The organism is Embleya australiensis (genome assembly GCF_051903075.1).
GTDB lineage: Bacteria > Actinomycetota > Actinomycetes > Streptomycetales > Streptomycetaceae > Embleya.
The window spans coordinates 3,932,858-3,953,263 of sequence record NZ_CP182422.1; the positions used below are offsets into that span (position 1 = coordinate 3,932,858).

Here is a 20,406-nt window from a genome sequence, read left to right on the forward strand (position 1 = left end):
GGTCGTCCCGGCCTCCATCACAGCCGTACCTCGGCATTCCGGTCCAATGAAACTTCGGGGTGCTTCGATAACCGGACGGAATGGATCGCGGCCTAGACTCGCGACATGGATATCCGGCTGCTGCGCGCGTTGGTCGCGGTGGCCGACTGCGGTGCCTTCGGAGTCGCGGCGCGGGGGTTGTCGATCACCCAACCCGCGTTGAGCAAGCAGATCCGGGCGCTGGAGGGGGAGGTCGGCGGCGCCCTGTTCGTCCGGGGGCGGCACGGTGCCGAGCCGACCCGGCTGGGCGCCACGCTGCTACCGGAGGCCCGCGAACTGGTCCGCCGGGCCGACCAGTTGACCCGGCGGGCCGGGCAGTTCCGGCGCGGGGAGGCGGGCAGTCTGGCGGTCGGGTTCGGGCTGTCGGGGATCGATCTCGCGCCGCAGGCCGTGGCGGCCTTCCGCCGGCGCTTTCCGGGGGTGGAGATCTCGTTGGAGGACATGTCCTCCGCGAGTCAGATCGAGGCGGTCCGCGGGGGCGACCTCGACGTGGGCTTCGTACGGCTGCCGGCGCCGGACGACCTGGCCCGGTTGGTGGTGCTGACCGACACGCTCGCGGTTGCGGCGCCCCGGGACGCGGATCCGCCGCCGACGGATCCGGTGGGGGTCGCCGCGTGGTTGCGGGGGCGTGCGGTGGTGCGGCTCACCCGGGCGAAGGGGCCGGGGCTGGTACGGCAGATCGAGTTGTTCGAGCGGGAGTTCGATGCTCGGTCGGAGCCGGTTCAGGAGGCGTCCGACCTCCAGACCGTGTTGGCGCTGGTTGCGGCGGGGGTGGGGGTGGCGCTGGTGCCGGCGGGGGCGGCCGATATCGCGTCTTCGACGGTTGTGGTGACGGCGATCGAGGGCGGTGGTGCTTCGAGCGCGGTCTCGGATGTCGTTTCGGCCGCCGTCTCCTGGCGGATCGGCGCGGTGTGGGATCCGGCGCGGGGCACGCGGGTGCGGGACAACTTCCTCGCCGTCGTGCGCGATCTCGTCCGGCGGCGTGGGGCTACTTCGCGGCCAGCCGGTTCCGGGTCAGCTCCGGGGTGTCGGGGGAGCGGGACTCCACCGTCGCCCTGATGTCGGCGAGCGTCTGCGCGGCGAGTTCGCGGCGCCAGGCCAGGTCGGCGCGGGACATCGCCTGCGCGATGACGCACGCGGTGCGGTAGTCGGCCGTCGGGTCGGCGTCGGGGCCGCTGCGCAGGATCTGTTGGCAGCGGAAGGCCGCGTCGGGGCCCTCGATGGCGACGACCACGTCCATCAGGGTGATGTCCTTCAGGGCCTTGGCCAGCCGGAATCCGCCGCGTGGGCCGGAGGTCGAGGTGACGATGCCGGCGCGGGCGAGGGCCTGGAGCTGCTTGTTGAGGTAGGCGGCGGGCAGGCCGTAGAAGGCGGCCAGTTTGGTCGCCGTCACCGCCGTGCCCGATTCGGCCCACGCCAGGTTCAGGCAGCTGTGCAGCGCCCACTCCACGCCTTCGCTCATCTGCATATGCTGGACGCTACCCATCCAGAATACCCGGGACAACCCCCGCTCCCTCGGATGGCTCCACCCTCGACGGTCACAGCGGCAGGCCGGCGAGTTGCATCAGCCGTTTCGCGCGGGCGAAGCCGTCGAGCGGGACGGGCGTGGTGCCGGTGCGGCAGTGGTGGCACAAGGCGCCGGGGACGAGGTCGGGTCCGGGGCGCCCGCAGTCGGCGCACTCGACCAGGCGCGGGCGGCGCGACTGGGCCGGGATCACCGGAGCCGTCGGTGGTGGCGGGGTACGGGTGAGGCGGAAGTGCAGCAGGCCGGTCTTGAGCTCGCGACTCGGTGGCGGTAGGTCGTCGGTCAACTCCCGGAAGACCTCGTCGTCCGTGGCACCGGCCGTGAAGCGGGCCTGTACGAACGGCACGAGGGTACGCAACTCCCGGTCCTTGAAGGCCAATCGTTCGTCGACGTCGGCCAGCGAGCGGAGCAGTTCGAGGGCGCGTACGGCGGGATCCGGCTCGGGACCGGCCGTCGGCGCGGTGTTGGGCGTGGTGTTGGGCGCGGTGTTGGGCCCAGCCTTCGGCACGGCCTTCGGGGCGGAGGGTGAACCTGCCTCGGGAGCGCCCCGGACCGCACGCGGCCCGGACCACTCCGTGAGACGACCGAGCAGGCGCCCGGTCGCCGAGTCCCTCAAGCGCTTGGCCACCGCGATGCCGGCGTCGGTGAGTTCCTGGAGCACGCGGCGGGCGATGTGGGTGCCCACACCGAGGAGTTCGCGGATGCTCTCGATGGAGATCGGGGTGCCGGGGGGCGCGGCCTCGTAGCGGATGGCGGCTTCGAACGCCCATCCGGAGAGACTGCCGAATCGGACCAACACGGCGGCGGCGGGGTTCTCGACAGGAGCGGGGACATCAGTACTCTGGTAATCAGCCATGACGATGAGGGTCCTGCCTCTCGTTGAGTGGTCAGGCCCTCGCACTGGTGTTCGTTGCACCAGCGGGGGCCGAAATACGTTTTGGATGACTCACGCTTTGGACACGGAACAGCACACAGTGCTGTGGCAGTTGCCGTCAATCACCCACCCGAGTGACGTTTTTTCGGGCAGTTTTCCACCTAGGGCCGGCCGCCGCCCCTTCGGGGCGGCCGGCCTAGTGGGTCCTAGAGGGTGCGGTCACCGCATAACGAAAAACCGCATCGACGGTCCCACCGGCACAAACGCCCGCGCCACGAAGTCCTGTGCCGTACAGCGGGTTTCACGCACTTCGGAGGGCCCACTCGGCGGGTGCGGTACGTGGCCCGTCCGCCCGTCCCGGCCCGGACCCGACGCGGCGCGTACACCCGGCTCGCCGGCCGTACGCGCCGCGCGTCGTCTGTGTGGACCTCAACGCGTCCAGCGCGGGTCGGCGGCCATCGCCTCCAACTGGTCCAGGGTCAGAGCCGGTTCGACGCGAGACGGCTTCCTCGTACCGGGGGACCCTTGGAACACGAGCCCCGGGTAGTCGTCATCGTTGATCAGAATCAACCCCGGACCGGCGGTATTTCCCGCGTTGACCTGGACCGTACGCCCGTCCGGGCGGCGTATCGCCACCCGCCACTGGAGGAATTCCGGCGGCGCATTGCCCACCGGCTGTCGCGCGGCGAAGGTCGTGGAGCCGTCGGGGAGGGTCCGGGTGCGGCAATCCGCGATCCCCGCACAGGACTCCAGCGGGTCGGCGGTCATCCGGACGCTCGCCGATACGCTGGTCAGCCCCTGTCCGTCCCGCAGCACGACCGTCGCGCCGTATGACACTTCCCCCTTGGCCGCGATGTCGAGCCCGGCGGGAAGCACGCTTTCCAGGACACCGAGCACCCGCCGATCCGGCGTCGGCAGCGCGGCGGCGCCTCGGGCCCAGCGTGGGTCCGTCACGATTTTGGTCAACTGGTCGACGGTCAGCCGTGGGTCCCGACCGACTCCGACGCCGCCCGCGTTCGTGTCGATCCTCTGGTCCCGCGCGCCGCCGGCGAAGGCGTCGAGCCAGACCCGGCCGCCGTCGGGTCGGTCCAGGATCACGCGCCAGTGCCGCTGCCCGGGCTCGCCCGACCCGTCGCCGTCGGTCTTGGCCACGGTCAGTTTCGACCCGTCGGGCTGCCGGTGCCCGATGCACTCGTCGTAGGGCTGACGTTCGTCGGCGGCACCACAGTCCGCCATCCGGCTCTCGGGGCTGTCGGGCACCGGGCGCGTGAGCATCACCCGGATTCCGGTCGAGCCACCCGAATCGGTGTAGACGAGTTGGGCGAACGGATTCCGACTGATCAACGGCGGGTCCTGGGGCGTCAGTTGAGTCCCGCCGCCGGAGACCTCGCTGACCTTCCCCTTGGCGGGCAGCAGGCTTTCCAGGACGGCGATCATCTGGTTGCCCGTCACCGGCCCGGCCGAGGGCATGTCGCCGTCCGGCAGCGTAGGCCGAGAGGCCGCCGACGCATCGGTCTCCAGCGCCCGGTCGAGGACGACCCCGACGCCCACCACGGTGACGGCCATCGCACACGCGGCAGCCCCGATCCGGATGCGCCGCACCCGCCGAATCCGCTTGCCGCGTGCGACACCGCGCGCGATCACCTCGGGGTCGTACGCCGGGAAGGTATCGACCACGGCATTCAGCGCACCCGGCAGCGCCTGCTCGAAGTCTGGGTCGTGGTACTCAAAACCGGCAGAGGGCACGGTGAGATCACCGGTCCTTTCACTAGGAGTACGGAAGCACATAAGGGTTGAGCGAATCGCCGGCACAGCGCCGGACACGCAGTCGCGCACGCCCGCGCGTCCATGTGCGCCACCGACGCCATCGACGCCATCAGTGCCATCGGTGTTCACCCATACACACGGAGGCGGAGGCGGAGGCTCAACTGCGATCCAGAGCAAGATCCGGCAATTGATCGCCCAGCACCGCCCGCAGCCGATCAAGCGCCCGATGGGAGCGGACCCGTACCGCCCCCGCCGACAGATGCAACATCTCGGCGACCTGCTCCACCGAGCGGTCCTCCCAATAGCGCAGCACCAACACCGCCCGATCCCCCGGAGCCAACTCGGCCAGGCCGTCGAGCAGAGTGAGCCGCAACTCGGGATCGCCCGTCGGGCGGGCCGCACGCTCCGGCACGTTGTCGGTGGCGCGCTCGGTGGAACTCTTGCGGCGCTGTTGTTCGAGGTAGGTGCGGACCAACGTGGTGTGCGCGTAGGCGAACGGCCACTCCATCCGGCCGATCCTGCGCCACTTCGGATAGAGCTTGCCGAGTGTCTCCTGAAGCAGGTCCTCGGCACCGTGCCAGTCACCAGAGGTGAGCAGACACGCGGTACGGAACAACCTGCGGCTGTGCGTGGCGGCGAACTCTCGAAAGTCCGCATCGCTTCCGCCGGCCATCGATGTCCCCCGTTCGTCGACGTCATCAGGGGAAATGACCGAGCCAGCCGAAACGTTACACCGCCCCCACCGACCGAACAGGCAACCGAAGCCACCCTCGAATTCCCGCCGGGTGCGCCGCGGCCGGCCCGGGTGGGCCATGCCCGAAGGGGAGCCCATCGCTGTGCGGCGCACCAAGAACGAAGTCAACGGCCAAGCCCGCCGGCGCCCACCGGATCGCGCCCGCCCGCCCCGGCCACTCTCGGCCGCCGACGAGAACCGGCCCGACCCTCAACCGCACTCGTTTCGGCCGCCGGCTCTCACACGGCGGCCGGCAGGACCGCACCGGCATCCCGACGACCGACGAAGCACTCGACCCCGTCGTGCCACATCCGGGCACCACCCTCGAAGCCGCCCACCGGTACGGGGGATGGGGGTGGGGGATCACCACCCAATGCCGCATCACGCCGCGCAGCCCAAGACAAACGCGCCTGCCATCCACCGACACACCAGGCCCGCCCGTCGGCCCGCCGCCCGATCGGAACCGACCGCCTACCTACGCCAGATACCGCTCGATCGTCTCGACCTTGGCCGTCAGCCCATCGACGACCCCCTCGCGGATGTCGGCCTTGAGCACCAGACTCACCCGATTCGAGTGCGCCTTGACCGCCTCGACGGCGTCCTTGACCACGGCCATCACCTCGTCCCACTCACCCTCGATCGAGGTGAACATGGCATCGGTGCGATTCGGCAACCCACTGGCCCGCACCACCCGAACCGCAGCCGCCACCGCCTCCCCCACATCCTCACCAACACCCAACGGCGACACCGAAAACGCAACGATCACAACAAGACCCTCCACATCCCGACCCCGAACACCCCAAGCGTAGAACGCCCCACACGCCGCCTCCCAAACCCCAGCCACCCCCAAACCACCCACCCCAACCCCCAACCCGCACCCGAAACCACCCCACCCCACCCCGCCCCGCCCCGGGAGCCGGACACCACGAGATCCGCCGCCCGCGCCTCGGCCTCCAACAACCGGCAGCGACACACCGGCCTCCGCTCGGCGCCCATGACTCAACCTTCCACGGCCGACGGCCGTGCTTCACCGTCGACGATCGGTGGCCGAGCCCTGAACCCTGGGCTGCGGCGCCCGGCAACCGTCGGCCAACCCCCGGCCTGCGGCGATCGGCGTTCATGCCTTGGTTTCGGCGACTACGCTTCCACTTCGGCAACTGGCGCTCACGCCTTGGGCTTCGGCGACCGGCGGTTGTGCCATCGGCGTCCGACGGATAGTGGCCGGCCGGCCCGTTTTCGGCAACAGCGGGTCGTGCCTCCGGTTCGGCGGCAGGCGACCGAACCCTCGCCTCCGCAACCACCGACCATGCCACGGCTTTCGACGTCCGCCCGCAGAGCCCCGACCCCCGACGTCCGGCCACCGTGCTCATGCCTGCGGCGGTCGGCGGTCATGACTTGGGCTTCGACCGCCGGCGACGGACCTCCCGCCTTCGGCGACAGGCAATCGTGTCCCTCGCTTCGACGGTCGCCGGCCGAACCCTGACCGTCCGCCGTGCCCTGCCCTGCGCCGACCGGCAGCCATGATTTCGGCTTCAGCGGCCGGCGTCGTGCCTTCGTCTTCGGCGGTCGTCGGCAGAGCCCTGCCCAGCCGTTGTGTCCTGGCCTGTGGCGGTTGCCGACAATGACTTCGGCTTCGGCAGCCGGCGATCGAGCTTCCGCCTTCGGCGACCAGCGATCGTGCCTCTTGTTTCGGCGGTCGTCGGCCGAACCCTGACCGTCCGTCGTGTCCTGCCCTGCGCCGACCGGCAGCCATGATTTCGGCTTCAGCGGTGGGCGTCGTGCCTTCGTCTTCGGCGGTCTTCGGCAGAGCCCTGCCCAGCCGTTGTGTCCTGGCCTGCGGCGGTTGCCGACGATGGCTTCGGCTTCGGCAGTTGGCCGCCGAGCTTCCGCGTTCGGCGACTGGCGATCGTACCTCTTGTTTCGGCGGTCGTCGGCCGAACCCTGACCGTCCGTCGTGTCCTGCCCTGCGCCGACCGGCAGCCATGATTTCGGCTTCAGCGGTGGGCGTCGTGCCTTCGTCTTCGGCGGTCTTCGGCAGAGCCCTGCCCAGCCGTTGTGTCCTGGCCTGCGGCGGTTGCCGACGATGGCTTCGGCTTCGGCAGTTGGCCGCCGAGCTTCCGCCTTCGGCGACTGGCGATCGTGCCTTTTGTTTCGGCGGTCGTCGGCCGAACGCTGACCGCCGCTGTGTCCTGGCATGTGGCGGTTGCCGACCATGGCTTCGGCTTCGGCTTCGGCAGCCGGCGACCGAGCTTCCGCCTTCGGCGACCGGCGATCGTGCCTCTGGTTTCGACGGTCGTCGGCCGTACCCTGACCGGCCGCTGTGCTCTGGCCTGCGGCGGTTGGCAGCCGTGACTTCGGCATCGGCGGCCGAGCTTCCGCCTTCGGCACTGGCGGTCATGCCTTCGTCTTCTGCGGTCGTCGGCTGTGCTTGGCGCTCGACGGCCGGTGGCCATGTCTCCGCCGGTGACTGGCGGTCATGCCCTTGGTTTTGACGGTCGGCGGCCGAGCCCCTCGCTTTCGCAACCGGCGACCATGCCGCAGCCTTCGACGTCCGACCGCGGAGCCCCAACCCCCGATGACCGGCCATCGTGCCGTGGCCCGCGGCTACCGGCTACCGGCACACGGAGGCCGGCCTCTGACTTCCGACGACGCCGGCAGCTACGTCCCGGCAGCCGTGCCCCGGCCTCCGGCCTCCCGCCGCAGACACCGGCGCCCGTGCCTTGGCCTCGGGCGACAGGCAGCCCGAATCCCGACTCCCGAAGCTGCCCAGCCCCCGCGATCCCACGGCCGAGATCGATGCCGCAGCCCCGACCGAGTCTCGCCCCACTCCCGACGCCGTCACCGGAGACCCGGCACTCCACGCCCCGGCCCCGCCGTGCGCCTAATCGACCCGAAAAGCCGCCCGCAGGGCGCGGCGGATGTCCTCCAGAGCCCGCCGCGAGACCTCCGCCGACGGGATCGCGTTGGAGCCATGGAACGTCCCCGGCCGGTGATGCAGCTCGACCGGAACACCCGCCCGAATCAACCTCACCGCATACTCGATCGCCTCATCACGCAGCGGATCGAACTCGTTCGCCGTGATGTACGCGGGCGCCAAGCCCGCCACATCCTCGGCCCGCGCGGGCGCCGCGTAGGCGCTCGCCTCCGCACCCGCCAGGTAGTACCGCCAACTCAACTCCGCCTGCGGACGACTCCACAACGGCGTCGCATCGAACTCCCGCATCGAGGGAGTGTCCAGCCGATCATCCAAAACCGCCGTGTCCAATACCTGGTACACCAGCGCCGGCCCACCCTCGTCCCGCGCCCGCAACGCCAACGCCGCAGCCAACCCGCCACCCGCGCTCACCCCGCCGACCGCGATCCGCCCCGCATCCGCCCCGATCGACGCCGCATGCTCCGCGACCCACCGAAGCACCGCCCACGCATCCTCGAAGCCCGCCGGAAAGGGATCCTCGGGCGCAAGCCGATACTCCACATTCACCACGACGCAGCCCACCTCAAGGGCGGTCGCCACACAACTGCCATCGGTGCTGTCCATGTCCCCGAACACGAACCCACCACCGTGAAACCACACCAACACCCCAAGCGCCCCACCCGCCCCGGCCCCGGCCGCCTCCACCGCAGCCGTCGGCGTATAGATCCGCACCGGCACACCCCCGGCCACCACCCGATCCTCGACCAAAAGCCCGGCCGGACGCTGCAAAGGCTGGGCCCGAGCCCGCTGCGCAGCCCGAAACGCCGCCGGCTCGGCGATGTCCACGGTCGGCAGATACGGGAGGACCGCGAGCAATTCGGGGTCTATGCGGTGATCCATGCCGCGGAAGCTAGCAGCGCCCGCCGCCAACTTCCATGACGCCCCGTCAGATCCCACCCGATCGAGGCGCAAGTCACTCGCCCGCCGGCCCACCCGCGTCCCACGCCGCCCCGCCCTATCCCACCTGCGAAATCCGTTTCCACCCCACCCACCCGCGGCCGCACCATAACCCCATGAACGCCATCCCCACGACGACCCTCTGGCGGCCGACCGGACCGGCCGAGCTGGAGCTCGTACGCGAGTCCGGCTGGACCGCGTGGCCGGCCCGGCTGCCCGACCAGCCGATCTTCTACCCGGTCCTCAACGAGGACTACGCAATCAAAATCGCCCGAGACTGGAACGTCCCCGCCTCCGGCTCCGGCTACGTAACCCGCTTCCACATCGAAACCGAATACGTAATCCGCTACCCGGTCCGCCAAGCCGGCGGAAAATCCATCCTCGAACTCTGGGTCCCAGCCGAAGACCTCCCAGAATTCAACAACCACATAGTCGGCCGAATAGAACTGATCCACGAGTTCCACTAGCCCAAGCCCCACCCACCCCGCCACCCCAAGCGGCGTCGGCCCGCCGCCCCTCCAGGGCAGCCCCGCCCACGGAACCCCGAAGACCCGGCCCACGGCCCACGCCCGCGGGCCACCCTCAGCCCACTTTCAACGGAAACGGCCCACCACCACGCCTGCGAGCTTCTCGCATCGGTGCCGACCACGAGCTGCGGTGGTGGCGGCCGTGGTCGTCATTCGGAGTGCACTCCCCGCGCGTCCGGGCGGCCCAGACACCCATCACGCCTAGCGTGGGTCAGGAGACAATCCCGGCGAACCGCCGCCGGGATCCCGACCACCCCAGGGAGATCCGCTCACCATGACCGCCACCCTCCCCGAGCTCACCGGGGACTACGTCCTCGACCCCGCCCACACCCGGATCGGCTTCGTCGCCCGCCATGCCATGGTGACCAAGGTCCGCGGTTCGTTCAGCGCCTTCGAGGGCACCGCCCACCTGGACGGCAGCGACCCGACCAAGTCCAGTGCCCAGTTGGTGATCAAGACCGAGAGCATCCACACCGGCGTCGAACAGCGCGACCAGCACCTGCGCACCAACGACTTTCTCGACGTCCCCAACTTCCCCGACATCACCTTCCGGACCACCTCCGTCGAGGCGAAGTCCGACTCCGAATACCGCGTCACCGGCGACCTCACCGTCAAGGACGTCACCCGCCCGGTCACCATCGACTTCGAGTACACGGGCAACGCGGTCGACCCGTACGGCAACCTCCGAGTCGGCCTGGAGGGATCCGTGACCATCTCCCGCAAGGAATTCGGCGTGACGTGGAACGCCGCCCTGGAAGGCGGCGGCGTCCTCGTAGGCGACAAGGTCGTCCTGGAGTTCGACATCTCCGCCATCAAGCAGACCTGACGCCGCCCTCCCAATCGACACACCCATCCGGCGGCACCACAACACACAACACCGCCGGGACGACACGCCCCCCCGCGCTCCAGGCCCACACCGTCCCGGCCCAAACCACCCCCCGCCTGTCGCCGGCGAACCGCGCAACATCCACAGCCGAAGAACGCAGCCCGACGTAGCGGATCGGCAAACGACGAAGGCCCAGGTCACGGATCATGTCCGTGACCTGGGCCTAAGCCCCACGAGCGGGCGACGAGAATCGAACTCGCGTTCCAAGCTTGGGAAGCGCCGTTCCCGCAGGGATCTCGAATACACCCTGACCAGCCGAGCCCCCCTACCGCCAAGACGAGCGCAACAGCCCGTCAGCGTCCGCCAGTGACCGCGAGACCCCGCCCCTTCTGGCACGCATCTGGCACGAACAATTGTGTTCGACGCAGGGCGAGCACTCAGGCCGCGCGGCCTTCGCCGGCTGCGATCGGGCGTCTTCGGCGGCCATCCTCACGTGGTCCTGACCACTACGAACCAGCCGCGTCTTTCCGAGTGCGCGCACAGTATGAGTCGAAGACGTCGGCTGCGTCCTTGAGTTCGCCTCCCTGTACCCCGCGGATGACGGCGATCTTCAGGGCGGCACCCCAATCTTGGGCGTCCAAGAAGCGCCGAAACGCATCATGATCGTGGCTCGACTCCCAGACGGGCCGCGCCTGGCCGACTGCCTGGGCCAGCAACTCATTCGACCGTACGGCCATGGGATCCATGCGCCGAACTCTCACAGACAGACGTGTGGTCGTCCAGGCGTTCACGCCTCACTCGCGAAACGGCTCCGGAGCGGGTGTGAGCGCACTCCCGAAATCGTGCTCTGACCAGCACCTGAACCGCGTCGGGGCCCACCCAATTCCAAGATCATTACACGCCGGCGCGATAACGTAGACCTCGACGCTGGCACGATCCGCATCGACGTGTCCGCCATCGAGATGAGCAACGGCCAACGCCTGACGGGCCCGCCGAAGTCGGCCGTCGGCAAGCGCACCGTGACCATCCCCACGCCGATCCTGCTCGACCTGCGCCGCCACGTGGAGTGGTTCGCCGAGAAGGAACCGGACGGCCTGTTCTTCGCCTGCCCGAAGGGCGCGGCCCTCCGCCGCTGCAACTTCAGCCGGGTCTGGCGCCGCGGTACCCGTCACCTCGGCGTGAGCGACCTGCACTTTCACGACCTACGCCACACCGGCAACGTCCTGGCCGCCGAGACCGGTGCTACCCTCCGCGACCTGATCGACCGCATGGGCCAGTCGACGTCAAAAGCCGCGCTCATCTACCAGCACGCTCGCGCGCGAGGCGTAGTGAGCCCGGAAACGACGAAGGCCCAGGTCTCGGATCATGTCCGTGATCTGGGCCTTCATCCAACGAGCGGGCGACGAGAATCGAACTCGCGTTCTAAGCTTGGGAAGCGCCGTTCCTCCGGTACGCGAGGGACCCCGCGACCTGCCGCGCGTCCTGGCCGGCCCTTACGGCTCGACAGCCCCTCCGTACCCCTGAATGACCGCGAGTCTCCACCCGTTCTGGCACGCATCTGGCACGGCGAACGGCACCGATCTCCCGGTTGGAGCGCTAGCCCTGACGACACTGACAACAGCGAATGCCTAGCTTGGAAGGCAAGCTCGCGATCTTGCTCCCGACCTCGCCAAGTCCCCACGTGGCACAACGCGTTGGAGCACCCCCTGAGTACCCGTCAGACCCCCTGAGCCCCGCCCCGTTCTGGCACGCATCTGGTACGCGACTCGGGCCAGCCTTCGCCCCGCAAGTGGGTGGTCGGTCTGGGGGTTCCCTCCTCGATCGGGCATGCCTGCACGGACCCGGGTTCCCGGAGCGGCGCAACGGCTCACACCGTGACGCTCGCGCTCGGCCGTTGCGCCCCTCCGGGGTTCCGGGTACGCCTCCGGTGCCCGATCAAGGAGGGAACCCCCAGACCTTCAAGACCACCCACGAACCGCAGCATGATCGACCTGCCCACCCCTCCGAGAGAGGGCCGGGGTCCGGGGCAGAGCCCCATGGTTGCGTCCGCAGCAACCTTCGTCGCGACTCCTGCGCCCTGACTGGCGCTACAGATTGAACGATGCTCTCGTTGATAGTTGAGCCTCCACGCCATCGCAGGCTGGCACTATGCTGGATGCGCATTAGCCAATTATTAGATGTCCACACATGGTGGGGAATGCCGTGCCGTCACTTTCTTACGTTGATTGGACTAATGCCAGGCGCGATCGGATCGATGAACTACTGGCCGCACATTCAACCGTTGGAGGTAGCGGACCCGGGAGGCGTTGGCGTACGAGTCAACTCAACTGGGCGGTTACCCTTCGGCTGGCAGCGGAATTCCAAGGGTTCTGTCGTGGCCTGCATGACGAAGCTTCAGATTTCGTATGCTCGCCTTCTTTTCAGCCCAACCCGGCCTTGAGTTCAATTATCAGAAGCAACTTGACTTTTAATCGAACTCTGGATAAAGGTAACGCCACTCCGGGCGGATTGGGCAATGATTTTCTCCGACTTGGACTATCGCTGTGGCCGGCGTTAAAGAATGTAAATAGTCGAGCCTCTCGTTGGAATTCTGAACTGGAGTCTCTGAATACTGCACGTAATGCAATTGCGCATGATGATCAGAGTAAATTCGCCATGCTTAAAGCTGATGGTGATTTCCCGATTACTCTGACTGTGGTCAAACGTTGGCGCCGGTCACTCGACGCGTTAGCGCCTGCGATGGATGATGTCGTCGGTGACTACTTCAACACGCTTGTCGGCCTCCGGCCCTGGTGAGGAGCATGATGGCGAATCCGAAGCTGGGCGAAGAGGTCTACGTGCCGTGGGGGCTGGATGTACTGCCGGGCATCGTCTTGAGGATCTACGAGGCGAGCGGCGGTCCTCGAGTGGTGGTGCGTGTTGAGGTCCCTGGTGTGAGCGGGGCTAGTGTTGACTCCGTCGATGTGACGCTTCCCCTGGACTCTCTAAACGCGCCGTCTAATCCACCTCCGCCGCCCGGAGACTGGGTAAATGCTCAAGCTTATGAGCGTAGCGTCTTTGGTGCTCTGGTATCGCTGACTGCGACCTTTCCGGAAGGTGATGTTAGCGTTGCCGAGGGGCGCGCAGATAGTGGATATGATTTCCTGGTATCGAGGAATGACGGTCGAACAATCGCCATTGAAGTCAAGTATTTCATGCCCAGATCACGGGTCAGTCGATCGGCTTTGAATCGAATTGCTCGATTCGCTGAAATGAGCCTTGTGCCAGTTGTTGTAATCGCCAATATGGCACCTTCCGGTGCGGCTCATCAGATGCTTGAAGGTGGTGTGCGCTGGATCAGATGGCGCGGCAGTCGTGACAATGCAGAGATGGTGAATAGTCTGCGTGCGGCGTTCGCGACATAGGAAGAGAAGAGGCGCCCGGCTGGTGGGGGCTGCCGTGACCGGCGGCTACGCCGCACGCGCGGTGGCCCCCCATCAGCCGGGCGGTGACGCGCCCGTCAGGGCGCGCCCTTGATCCAGTAGAGCCAAATTCGGCAATGGTCAATTGGGCGCCGTTGGTGGGTCGACAGGGCACTGGATGCGGGTAGCTTCGCGGTATGGCGGATGGCGGGGTGTCTGGGGCCGGAGGGGCGTTTACTGCGGAGCATGCTCGGGAGGTGTTGGGCTCGGCCTGTGCTGTGGCCGGGTTGAGCGCCGAGAAGGCGTCTCTGCTGCGGCTGGGGGAGAACGCTGTCTTTCGGTTGGGCGACCCCATTGTGGTGCGGGTGGCGCGGTCGGCGGACCGAGTCGATGAGCATGAGCGGACCGTGGCTGCTGCTCGATGGCTTGCCGAGGTGGGGTTCCCTGCGGTGCGGGTTGTTTCGCGGATTCGGCAGCCGCTCGTGGTTGATGGGCGGGTGGTGACTTTCTGGGAGCTGGTGACCGAGGAGGAGCGGTTCGCGGGTGTGGTCGCGTTGGCCGAGTTGTTGCGGCGGTTGCACTGGTTGGAGGAGCCGGAGTCGCTGGGGCTGCCGTATCTGGAGCCGTTGGCGGCGACCTGGGGGCGGATCGACGCCGCGGTGGCGTTGGGCGATGAGGACCGTGGGTTTCTTCGGCAGCGAGCAGAGGAGCTTCGGAAGCGGTATGACGCTCTGGAGTTCGTGCTTCCCTTCGGGCTCGTGCACGGGGACGCGAACGTCGGGAACGCGCTCGTTGACGAAGCGGGGCGGGCTGTCCTCATCGACCTGGACGGGTTTGCGCTCGGGCCGCGTGAGTGGGACCTGGTGCTGACCGCGATGTATTACGAGCGTTACGGGTGGCACACCCGGGCCGAGTACGAGTCGTTCGTGAACGCGTACGGCTTCGACGTCATGAACTGGTACGGCTACCCGGTCCTGGCGGACATGCGCGAGTTGATGATGACGGTGTGGCTGACGCAGAACATGGCCGGCGATGCTGCGGTGACGACGGAGGTCGAGCGGCGCATGTCGGACCTGCGGACCGGTGCCGACCGGCATGGGTGGAAGCCGTTCTGAGGCCGGATCAACTCGCGGTCTGCTGCCACAGGCGATGGCTCTCGGCCTCTTCCAGGAATTCGGCAACTGGAGCTGAGGTTGCGAACGCCGCCAGCTTTGTGCGGAATTCGGATAGATAGGTCACGCATCGGGCGGACTTGAGCTGGCGTCCGAGCCTCAGTGCCGTGAGGGTGCTGCGGCAGGCGAGTTCGGGATTTCCGGCCGTCAGGTGGGCTTCCGCCAGGACCATGGTCGCGAAGAAGTCGCTGCGGACGTAGCGGCCGTCCGTACCGCCGAGACACAGTTCCGCGTATGTGGTGGCTTGCCGGGCTTGGTGCATGTCGCGGAAGCAGTGGCCGAGTTCGGCGGACAGCTCCGCATGGTCGAAGTAGCCGATCCACTCCGGGTCTTCACCCGGGTTGGTGCGTTCGAAGATCGTTGTGGCACGGGTCAAGGCCGCCTTGCATCCTGTGTTGTCGCCGATGCGGGAGAGCGCTCGGGCCTCCATCGCGAGGAACTGTGCGGTCAAGGTCGGCGTTGCGTGGCCTGTTGTGCCGAGCTGGGCGGCGCGGGCCAGGTTGGCTGCCTCGGTGAAGCGGCCGAGGTAGGTGGCCTGATGGCTCATCGCGGACAGGACGCTTCCCGCGAGACGGCGATCCTCGGCGGCCTGGGCCAAGCGGAGAGCCTGGATGAAGTAGCGCTGGGCCAAGCCGTGGTGGCCGCTGTCGTAGCTCATCCACCCGGCGAGGAGCGTGGCTTCGGCGACCGTGCCGAACAGGGCGCGGCCCACGGGCTCTGTGCTGCGCGCGGTCAGCAATTCGGCGACATCGCTGTCCAGGTATTGGATCAATGCTCGGCGGCCGTGCCCTCCCCCGAAGCGGTTGTCCAAGTGAACGTCGACCGTTGCACGGACGGCTTCGACGTCTGACATCCCGATCTGGGTGCGGGTTCGTGAATTCGGCAACTGCTCTTGCTGCCCGGAAACGAGCCACGCGAGCGGCGCCGCGTTCCAGGCGGTCGGGTCCGGGGTCAGCGCTTGCATGTCGTTACCAGGCGCGAGATCGGCACGCCACAGCGCTGCAAGTGCTTCGATGCCGTCCGTGGGAGTGCTGGGGTAGACCGTGCCCGGGGTCTCCGGAGCGGCCGGGGCGTCGCCCAACCCGAGTCGGTGTGCCGGCTGGCCGTAGACCTTCACCAGCAGCTCGACGTAGTCGGCGGGGTAGGTCTGGCCGTTCTCCCAGCGGGCGATGCTTCGCAGGAGGGATGTGTCGGTGGGGAGAGAGCGACCCTCCTGCGCGGCGGCCTGGCGGAGGGCGTAGACGAGACGGGGCTTCTTCCAGCCGAGGTGAGTTCGGGCCGCGCGTAGGAGATCGGCTTGATACGGCGTGGTGGTCGACACCACGAATCGCCTCCCCGGAGGCGGAGCCAGATCAAGCCATCATGCTCGCGCACACGAAGCGTCGTCAAAAAATCGCAGTGAGTTGACCTTGCTTGCGTGCGCCGAGGTGACAGGCCGTGTCACCCCTTGTCATCCCTTGCCGTCTGCCTCGGATCGGTGCCGCCGTCGCATCGTGGTGATGCCCGGCGGAACGACCGGCGGGCTTCGGGAGATGAACATGACGCTTCATCAGGCGAGTGAATCCGCCGGTGGCTGGCTGCTCGCAGCCCTTGGCACCTCGGCCGGGACGGGACACCCCCGGGCGCCTCGGCTGTGGGCGACCGGCCACGTCGTGGACGCGGTCATCGTGGCGGACCGACTGGGCATCGAAGCGGTCGATTGGTATCGGCGTCTCGGTTCCCTGGCTCCGCCGTCCGTCATCGACCACCAGGCGCGAAAGGTCGCCTTCCTCATTGCGCCGGTCGGGGAGCCCTTCTTCGCGGGCGCGTTGACGGTTCTGCGAGGGGATGTGCCGTACCGCTACCTCTCGACAGGCGGGTATCTGGTGGTCCCCGGCCGAGATGCCGAAGCCGGAGATCGCCACCAGTGGCTCAGCAGGCCCACGGAGGAATCCACCCTCGATCGCGACGCGGTCGCGGTGCTCACCGTCCATCTCCTCATCGCGCTGCGCAACCTGTCTGCGGCAGCCGAGGGCACGGGCGATGAGTGATCCGGACGCGGCTTCCTGGTCGCCCATCGACACCACGGCTTGGTACGAAGCGCGAACCGCGGTCGCCGCCCTGCGGGATGTCCTGATCGCCTCTGGCCTCGCCGAGCACTTCCCCTATCTCCGTGCCGACGTCAACGCCTTCGGCCACGGGTTCGTCGAAGTCGGCCGCACCACACCGGAAGCTGCCACCCGGCTCGCCGAACTTCTCGCCGCAGCCGAGAAGAACCCTGCCTGACAAGGAGGTATCGCCATGCGTCCCGCTGCCGACAACGCGCGAACCTGCGCACAACCTGCCGAGGTGCTGCACGCCGGCATTCCGTACGTCCGTGGCTGGAGCAAGGCGAACAACGCCACTACCGAACTCGCCGCACGCCTAACGACGGCCAGCCTGGACGTCGGTTTCGGAGCGCTCAAGGCGGAAGTGAACGTCCACGGTGACGGCTTGGTCAACCTCGGCCCCGTCCCCGCCGACGCAGTCCACCGCCTGGCCACGCTCCTCGCCAACGGCCTCTGTGCCGAACTGGATCACCTCGCCGCGCACGACGAAGCGGCCTGACCCCACACACCCCGGTCGGGTGCGCAGAGCGCTTCCCGCGCATCCGGCCGACCACCGCACCACCCGACCGATATTCGGCAACGGCCGCTACAGGCCGGCTCGCACCGACCAAACGCCCAACGGTGTCGAGACAACCAGCCGAGGTCCCCACGCAGACGGGCCCCAACAGGACGCGACCTGACCAGTCAAGACCTGCGAGCAGACTTGCTCGTGAGCGAGAAGAGCACTCCCGGACGGCTCCTGACCGTCCCCCAAGCCGCCGACCGGCTCAACGTCGGCGAGCGCTTCGTCCGTCGCCTCATCGCAGAGCGACGCATCACCTTCATTCGGATCGGCCGCCACATCCGGATCTCGGCGGACGCGGTCGACGCCTTCATTCGCGCCGGTCTTGTCGAGCCTGGCCGAACTCATGGAAAGGCAGCCTGATGGCCAACAGCAAGGGACGGCGCCGTCGTTTCGGGGCGGTCCGCCAACTTCCGTCCAAGAAGTGGCGGGCGCGATACCCCGGGCCGGACGGCCAACTGCGGACGGCTGACAAGACCTTCGCCACCAAGACGGCCGCCGAGGAGTGGCTGACCGACACCGAGTCGGAGATGAGACGCGGCGACTGGATCGACCCACGCGGTGACATGGTCTTCGGCATCTACGCCACGGCCTGGATCAAGGAGCGGCCGAACCTCCGCCCGCGCACGCGCGAGCTGTACAGCATTCTGCTCCGTCTCCACCTCAAGCCCACGTTCGGCGATGCAGCCATCCCGGCGATCAAGGAGGCCGACGTGCGCCGCTGGCGTGCCATGCGCCTGGAAGGCGGGCTTGGTCTGTCGACCACCGCCAAGTCGTACCGACTCATGCGCGCGATCATGAACACCGCCGTGGACGACGGCCTGATCCGCCGCAACCCGTGCCGCATCAAGGGCGGCGGTGACGAGAAGGCTCCCGAACGCCCGATCCTCACCCTCGAACAGGTCTTCACCCTCGCGGACGGCGTCGGCCCTCGCTACCGAGCTCTCGTCCTCCTTGCTGCCTTCGGCTCCCTGCGCTGGGGCGAACTCGCTGCCCTCCGGCGCGATCACGTGGACCTCGACGCAGGCACGATCCGTATCGACGTCTCCGCCATCGAGATGAGCAACGGCAAGCGCGTCACCGGTCCGCCGAAGTCGGCCGCCGGCAAGCGCACCGTCACCATCCCCGCGCCGATCCTCCTCGACCTCCGTCGGCACCTGGAGTGGTTTGCCGAGAAGGAGGATGACGGCTTGCTCTTCGTCGGTCCGAAGGGTGCAGCCCTGCGCCGCTGCAACTTCACCCGGGTGTGGCGACGCGGGACCCGTCACCTCGGCGTGACTGGTCTCCACTCCCACGATCTACGCCATACCGGGAACGTCCTCGCCGCCGAGACCGGCGCCACTCTCCGCGAGCTGATGGACCGCATGGGCCAGTCGATGTCGCGAGCCGCGCTCATCTACCAGCACGCTCGCGCCGGCCGAGACCAAGTCATCGCCGACGCCATCGCGAGGCGGATCAAGAAGTCCCAGAGCCAAGATCATCGCCAATCTGGCACGGATCTGGCACGCGAGGCGTAGCGAGCCTGGGAACGGCGAAGGCCCAAGTTACGGATCATGTCCGTGACCTGGGCCTTCACATATGGAGCGGGCGACGAGAATCGAACTCGCGTTCTAAGCTTGGGAAGCTCATGTTCTACCATTAAACTACGCCCGCAACACAGGGCTCCTTGGAGCGCTGCACCGTCACTCTACCGGATGGCCGCGTGTGGTCGCAGCATCGTTCCGGCGGTGGGTGCGGGAGCGTTTGGGTGGATCCGGGGAGCTGCGATTACGCTTTGCCCGTGCTTCTATCGGACAAGGACATTCGCGCGGAGATCGACTGCGGTCGGGTTCGGATCGATCCCTACGAGCCGGCCATGGTTCAGCCGTCGAGTGTGGACGTTCGACTCGACCGGTTCTTTCGGGTCTTCGAGAACCACAAGTACCCGCACATCGACCCCGCCGTCGAGCAGCCCGACCTCACGCGGATGATCGAGCCGCCGGAGGGCGAACCGTTCATCCTGCACCCGGGCGAGTTCGCGCTCGGTTCGACCTACGAGGTCGTGTCCCTGCCGGACGACGTCGCGTCGCGGCTGGAGGGGAAGAGTTCGTTGGGGCGGCTCGGGCTGCTGACACACTCGACCGCCGGGTTCATCGACCCGGGCTTCTCCGGGCATGTGACGCTGGAGTTGTCCAACGTCGCGACCCTGCCGATTAAGTTGTGGCCGGGAATGAAGATCGGCCAGCTGTGCATGTTCCGGCTGTCGTCGCCGGCCGAGTTCCCGTATGGGTCCTCGGTGTACGGATCGCGCTATCAGGGACAGCGTGGGCCGACCCCCTCACGGTCGTTCAAGGACTTCCACCGCACGAACGTCCGCGATTAGGAGGAGGGAGCGAGGGTGGCCGGGGACGACCGTCAAGCACGATCCGACCTCGATCCCGACCTCGACTCCGACTCCGGCCCCGCGCTCCCGCGAACCCCGCCCCCGCGACCGACGCCCCCCCGAACAGAAGATAGGCATCCCCGGACATGAGTGACGTGCGCGAAAACCTCACCTGGCCGCTCTTCGGCCAGGCCACGCGCGAGCTGGCCATGCAGGTCGCGGCGGACGGGTACGAGCCCGACATCATCCTGTCGATCGCCCGCGGCGGCGTGTTCGCGGCCGGCGCGCTCGCGTACGCGCTGGACGTTAAAAATTTGCACCTGGTCAACGTCGAGTTCTACACGGGGATCGGCACCACGCTGGACATGCCGGTCATGCTCGCGCCGGTGCCCGACGTGGTGGACTTCTCGAACAAGAAGGTGCTCATCGCGGACGACGTCGCCGACACCGGCAAGACGCTGCTCCTGGTCCGCGACTTCTGCGAGGGCAACGTGGCCGAGGTGCGCTGCGCCGTGGTGTACGAGAAGCCGCAGTCGCTGGTGAAGTGCGAATACGTGTGGAAGCACACCGACGACTGGATCAACTTCCCGTGGTCCGTCGAGCCGCCCGTCGTCACCCGCCAGGGCCAGATCCTCGACGCCTGAGCGACGCGCGGTGCGG

The 20,406-nt window shown here is 67.9% G+C and carries 22 protein-coding genes and 1 tRNA gene; 15 read left to right on the forward strand and 8 right to left on the reverse strand.

Annotation, left to right across the window (positions count from 1 at the left end):
• Positions 1 to 105: 105 nt before the first annotated feature.
• Complete coding sequence (locus ACMXN5_RS16850; RefSeq protein WP_439675956.1) at positions 106 to 1,098, forward strand: LysR family transcriptional regulator; 993 nt, start codon at positions 106 to 108, stop codon at positions 1,096 to 1,098.
• On the opposite strand, the gene ACMXN5_RS16855 is transcribed toward ACMXN5_RS16850, so the two are convergent.
• From ACMXN5_RS16855 to ACMXN5_RS16875, 5 genes are all read right to left on the reverse strand, one after another.
• Positions 1,028 to 1,501 (reverse strand): RrF2 family transcriptional regulator, encoded by a 474-nt coding sequence (locus ACMXN5_RS16855; protein ID WP_395795868.1) that lies wholly within the window; start codon positions 1,499 to 1,501, stop codon positions 1,028 to 1,030. The genes ACMXN5_RS16850 and ACMXN5_RS16855 overlap by 71 nt on opposite strands.
• 76 nt (positions 1,502 to 1,577) lie before the next feature.
• On the reverse strand, positions 1,578 to 2,420 hold the full coding sequence (locus ACMXN5_RS16860) for a hypothetical protein (protein ID WP_439675957.1): 843 nt from the start codon (positions 2,418 to 2,420) through the stop codon (positions 1,578 to 1,580).
• A 447-nt stretch (positions 2,421 to 2,867) separates the two neighbouring features.
• Positions 2,868 to 4,424, reverse strand: coding sequence for a hypothetical protein (locus tag ACMXN5_RS16865; RefSeq protein WP_439675958.1), 1,557 nt, complete (start codon positions 4,422 to 4,424; stop codon positions 2,868 to 2,870).
• Positions 4,363 to 4,878: a SigE family RNA polymerase sigma factor gene (locus tag ACMXN5_RS16870; RefSeq protein WP_380003397.1), complete on the reverse strand. Its 516-nt coding sequence runs from the start codon at positions 4,876 to 4,878 to the stop codon at positions 4,363 to 4,365. The genes ACMXN5_RS16865 and ACMXN5_RS16870 overlap by 62 nt, the downstream gene beginning before the upstream one ends.
• 535 nt (positions 4,879 to 5,413) lie before the next feature.
• A complete protein-coding gene (locus ACMXN5_RS16875; protein WP_439675959.1) occupies positions 5,414 to 5,704 on the reverse strand; it encodes an MTH1187 family thiamine-binding protein in 291 nt (96 codons plus the stop codon).
• 1,289 nt (positions 5,705 to 6,993) lie between these two features.
• On the opposite strand from ACMXN5_RS16875, the gene ACMXN5_RS16880 reads away from it, so the two are divergent.
• Positions 6,994 to 7,290, forward strand: coding sequence for a hypothetical protein (locus tag ACMXN5_RS16880; protein WP_439675960.1), 297 nt, complete (start codon positions 6,994 to 6,996; stop codon positions 7,288 to 7,290).
• 529 nt (positions 7,291 to 7,819) lie between these two features.
• On the opposite strand, the gene ACMXN5_RS16885 is transcribed toward ACMXN5_RS16880, so the two are convergent.
• Positions 7,820 to 8,752, reverse strand: a complete 933-nt coding sequence (locus ACMXN5_RS16885) for an alpha/beta hydrolase (RefSeq protein ID WP_439675961.1) — start codon at positions 8,750 to 8,752, stop codon at positions 7,820 to 7,822.
• Positions 8,753 to 8,925: 173 nt separating this feature from the next.
• Between ACMXN5_RS16885 and ACMXN5_RS16890 the strand changes: the two genes are divergently transcribed.
• From ACMXN5_RS16890 to ACMXN5_RS16915, 6 genes are all read left to right on the forward strand, one after another.
• The gene (locus ACMXN5_RS16890; protein WP_439675962.1) at positions 8,926 to 9,276 is read left to right on the forward strand and encodes a hypothetical protein; all 351 of its coding nucleotides are present in this window, start codon (positions 8,926 to 8,928) and stop codon (positions 9,274 to 9,276) included.
• Between the two features lie 334 nt (positions 9,277 to 9,610).
• The gene (locus tag ACMXN5_RS16895; RefSeq protein ID WP_439675963.1) at positions 9,611 to 10,162 is read left to right on the forward strand and encodes a YceI family protein; all 552 of its coding nucleotides are present in this window, start codon (positions 9,611 to 9,613) and stop codon (positions 10,160 to 10,162) included.
• 893 nt (positions 10,163 to 11,055) lie between these two features.
• Entirely contained in the window at positions 11,056 to 11,892 is an 837-nt protein-coding gene (locus ACMXN5_RS16900) for a tyrosine-type recombinase/integrase (protein ID WP_439678024.1), read from the forward strand.
• Positions 11,893 to 12,622: 730 nt separating this feature from the next.
• Entirely contained in the window at positions 12,623 to 12,958 is a 336-nt protein-coding gene (locus tag ACMXN5_RS16905) for a hypothetical protein (RefSeq protein WP_439675964.1), read from the forward strand.
• A 5-nt stretch (positions 12,959 to 12,963) separates the two neighbouring features.
• Positions 12,964 to 13,566 (forward strand): hypothetical protein, encoded by a 603-nt coding sequence (locus tag ACMXN5_RS16910; RefSeq protein WP_439675965.1) that lies wholly within the window; start codon positions 12,964 to 12,966, stop codon positions 13,564 to 13,566.
• A 275-nt stretch (positions 13,567 to 13,841) separates the two neighbouring features.
• Positions 13,842 to 14,678 carry a phosphotransferase gene (locus ACMXN5_RS16915; protein WP_439678025.1) on the forward strand — a complete coding sequence of 279 codons (837 nt, stop codon included), beginning with the start codon at positions 13,842 to 13,844 and terminating at the stop codon, positions 14,676 to 14,678.
• A gap of 7 nt (positions 14,679 to 14,685) precedes the next feature.
• Here the strand turns inward: ACMXN5_RS16915 and ACMXN5_RS16920 are convergent, their stop codons facing one another.
• Positions 14,686 to 16,059, reverse strand: a complete 1,374-nt coding sequence (locus ACMXN5_RS16920) for a hypothetical protein (protein ID WP_439675966.1) — start codon at positions 16,057 to 16,059, stop codon at positions 14,686 to 14,688.
• Positions 16,060 to 16,234: 175 nt separating this feature from the next.
• On the opposite strand from ACMXN5_RS16920, the gene ACMXN5_RS16925 reads away from it, so the two are divergent.
• From ACMXN5_RS16925 to ACMXN5_RS16945, 5 genes are all read left to right on the forward strand, one after another.
• Positions 16,235 to 16,765 (forward strand): hypothetical protein, encoded by a 531-nt coding sequence (locus ACMXN5_RS16925; protein WP_439675967.1) that lies wholly within the window; start codon positions 16,235 to 16,237, stop codon positions 16,763 to 16,765.
• Positions 16,758 to 17,000 carry a hypothetical protein gene (locus ACMXN5_RS16930; protein WP_439675968.1) on the forward strand — a complete coding sequence of 81 codons (243 nt, stop codon included), beginning with the start codon at positions 16,758 to 16,760 and terminating at the stop codon, positions 16,998 to 17,000. Before ACMXN5_RS16925 ends, ACMXN5_RS16930 begins: the two co-directional genes overlap by 8 nt.
• A 15-nt stretch (positions 17,001 to 17,015) precedes the next feature.
• Positions 17,016 to 17,321 (forward strand): hypothetical protein, encoded by a 306-nt coding sequence (locus ACMXN5_RS16935; protein WP_439675969.1) that lies wholly within the window; start codon positions 17,016 to 17,018, stop codon positions 17,319 to 17,321.
• A gap of 210 nt (positions 17,322 to 17,531) precedes the next feature.
• On the forward strand, positions 17,532 to 17,747 hold the full coding sequence (locus tag ACMXN5_RS16940; RefSeq protein ID WP_439675970.1) for a helix-turn-helix domain-containing protein: 216 nt from the start codon (positions 17,532 to 17,534) through the stop codon (positions 17,745 to 17,747).
• The gene (locus ACMXN5_RS16945) at positions 17,747 to 18,901 is read left to right on the forward strand and encodes a site-specific integrase (RefSeq protein ID WP_439675971.1); all 1,155 of its coding nucleotides are present in this window, start codon (positions 17,747 to 17,749) and stop codon (positions 18,899 to 18,901) included. The genes ACMXN5_RS16940 and ACMXN5_RS16945 overlap by 1 nt, the downstream gene beginning before the upstream one ends.
• Positions 18,902 to 18,963: 62 nt before the next feature.
• On the opposite strand, the gene ACMXN5_RS16950 is transcribed toward ACMXN5_RS16945, so the two are convergent.
• Positions 18,964 to 19,037, reverse strand: a tRNA-Gly gene (locus ACMXN5_RS16950).
• A gap of 127 nt (positions 19,038 to 19,164) precedes the next feature.
• Here ACMXN5_RS16950 and dcd point away from each other — a divergent pair.
• Entirely contained in the window at positions 19,165 to 19,746 is a 582-nt protein-coding gene (gene dcd / locus ACMXN5_RS16955; protein ID WP_020557430.1) for a dCTP deaminase, read from the forward strand.
• 146 nt (positions 19,747 to 19,892) lie between these two features.
• A complete protein-coding gene (locus tag ACMXN5_RS16960) occupies positions 19,893 to 20,390 on the forward strand; it encodes a phosphoribosyltransferase (protein WP_078976193.1) in 498 nt (165 codons plus the stop codon).
• Positions 20,391 to 20,406 lie beyond the last annotated feature (16 nt).